1 protein-coding gene is annotated in these 416 nt (G+C 49.0%); it reads left to right on the forward strand.

What is annotated here, in order from left to right:
* Positions 1 to 402, forward strand: a 402-nt coding sequence (locus FDX22_RS21125) for a terminase TerL endonuclease subunit (protein WP_255433015.1), incomplete at its 5' end; no start/stop codon positions are given.
* Positions 403 to 416 lie beyond the last annotated feature (14 nt).

A 416-nucleotide genomic window follows, 5' to 3' on the forward strand; every position in this document is an offset into this window, starting at 1 on the left:
GAGGCAAAAGCGGCAAACAAACTGAACCCAGTCAGTGAATCACCGATTGACCCATTTGGCGCAACCGGCCTTTCCCATGAATTGGCTGACGAGGGGTTGAACCCTGTCACTATCATCCAGAACTACGCCAATATGTCTGATCCGATGAAGGAGCTTGAAGCAGCCATTGAGTCAGGCCGCTTTCATCACGACGGAAACCCGATTATGAGCTGGTGTATCAGCAACGTTGTAGGTAAGTATCTGCCGGGTAATGACGACGTGGTGAAGCCAATCAAGGAGCAGAATGAAAACAAAATCGATGGTGCAGTAGCAGAAATCATGGCGATTGGACGGGCAATGCTGAAAGAGCCTGGCGATTTCCTCTCATCCCTTGATCCGGACGACGACCTCTTAATTCTATGAAATCACTTATTACC

Source organism: Citrobacter sp. TBCS-14, assembly GCF_005280805.1.
Classification (GTDB): Bacteria; Pseudomonadota; Gammaproteobacteria; order Enterobacterales; family Enterobacteriaceae; genus Citrobacter; species Citrobacter gillenii.